Origin of the sequence: Pseudomonas sp. 43NM1 (assembly GCF_002836905.1) — a bacterium.
Lineage (GTDB): Bacteria > Pseudomonadota > Gammaproteobacteria > Pseudomonadales > Pseudomonadaceae > Aquipseudomonas > Aquipseudomonas prosekii.
The window spans coordinates 1-1,673 of the sequence record NZ_MKGS01000111.1; the positions used below are offsets into that span (position 1 = coordinate 1).

Annotated in this window: 3 protein-coding genes; all 3 read right to left on the bottom strand. The window is 61.0% G+C overall.

Going from position 1 to position 1,673, the window contains the following annotated elements; all coding sequences use genetic code 11:
- On the bottom strand, nt 1-277 hold a 277-nt coding region (locus tag BI292_RS10120; protein WP_178076562.1), incomplete at its 3' end, for a PIG-L deacetylase family protein.
- Between the two features lie 229 nt (nt 278-506).
- Nucleotides 507-1,106, bottom strand: coding sequence for an SAM-dependent methyltransferase (locus BI292_RS10125; protein ID WP_092280813.1), 600 nt, complete (start codon nt 1,104-1,106; stop codon nt 507-509).
- Nucleotides 1,103-1,673, bottom strand: a 571-nt coding sequence (locus BI292_RS10130) for a PIG-L deacetylase family protein (protein WP_101207794.1), incomplete at its 5' end; no start/stop codon positions are given. The genes BI292_RS10130 and BI292_RS10125, both read right to left, overlap by 4 nt.

The following is a 1,673-nucleotide window of genomic DNA, read 5'->3' on the forward strand; positions in this document are numbered from 1 at the left end:
CACTTAAACGTTTCTCCGACCATTGCTGCGAGCCGGGATGGCTGGCGCTGCCGTCGGTGATCGAGATCAATTGCAGGGGATGGCCGAGGGCCGAGAGTAATTGCAACAAACCGCCGCACATCACCACTTCATCGCCCGGATGCGGCGCAATGATCACGGCGCGGGCGCCTTCGGGAACCAGGGTTTGCGTGTTGACGACCGGAATGTTGTCGAGTTGCGGGGCGTTGTTCCAGATTTGTGCTGGCAGGGGACTTTCGTTGAGGTACACGGTTTTCATGAGTTACGTCCTTGTTCTATATCGCCCTCAATCGCGCACGACGCTTGAATAAACAAGCCCGGCCGACCCGTGAAGGCTGGTGGATGAAAAACGACTGCGCTCCGAACCCTGGATTGCAGCGGACAGAGTATTGCTCATACAACCCGGTTCGTCGCCTCGCTGTTTCATCTGATACGGATTTTTTTATGCCAATTGCACCGTGGTCCGGCAAACAACACTGCGAACCCGGTTAGCGCAAACCCTCCAGTGCCGCCACCGAACGTGGCTCACGGCTCCACACTTCCAGGAGAAAATCCGCTTCCTGATGCAACACCAGGCGCGGCAAATGCAAATGCTCGTGCAGCAGATCGTGCACCTGCCGCGCATTCAGCGGGCAGCCGTCGATAGGCGGGCGCCAGTGGCAGGCGAGCAATTGACCGTCGGCGGTCAAGGATTGCTCAGCCGACACAATCAGGCGTTTCAAATCTTCGGCGTCGAGGTAATAGCCGATTTCGCTGATGACAATCAGGTCAAACTTCTCGTCCGGCCAGTCACCGGGCAAACGGCTTTGCCGAACTTCTGCGTGTTCAAACACACTCAAACGCGTCTGCGCCAACCCGACCGCAGCCGCCGCCGTGTCGCAGCACAACAGCCGATCGCAGCGGTTCGCGAGCTCGGCGCTTAATTCGCCGTTGGCGCAACCGGGCTCAAAGATTGCCCGATAACGCGGCCGGGGCAGGGCGGCGAGGGTGATGGCGCGTTTGCGTTGCTCGTACCAGCGCTGACGGAAGGCCCATGGGTCGTCGTTGCCGGCAAACAAACCATCGAAATAGCGATCCTCGACACTCATAAAAACACCACCTCGAACGGTTGCAGTAATCGGTCCAGCACATACGGTGCGAGCACCGGCGGCAAGCCGACTTGCGGATCGCCCTCCAATTGGCTGGCGAAGGCGTGGATGGCATGGCGTTTGCGCGCGACCAGGTGCGGTTCCAGCAGAATCTTTCGCGCGCGATGCCACGGCACCACACTGTCTTCCGGGGTTGCCCAGTGCCAAGTCCAGACCGGCAGCTCATGCAACGTCGCACCGACGTTTTTCGCCGCCGCCGCACTGGCGCGGCCAACCGCTTCGTGGTCGCAGTGGCCGTCCTCGCTCCATGTGGTGAACACCACGTCGTCGGGGCGCAAATGCCGTTCGATAAACTCGCGCAGCTGGTGTTCCCGCGCCGCCACCTGACTGTCCTGAAAACCGCCGCGCAGCCATTTAAGGCTGTGCAACGGCAGATCGAGGCGACGCAGCGCTTCCGCCGATTCCTGCGGCCGAATAATGCTCAGACGCTCCGCCGGCCAGCGTTCGGAGCCGGGGTGGCTGGCGCTGCCATCGGTGACCGAAATCAGTTGCAACGCCCTCCCGGCC

Bases quoted from the DNA above. Each gene is read 5' to 3' on its own strand.
- BI292_RS10125 (WP_092280813.1), bottom strand. From the start codon at position 1,106: ATGAGTGTCGAGGATCGCTATTTCGATGGTTTGTTTGCCGGCAACGAC.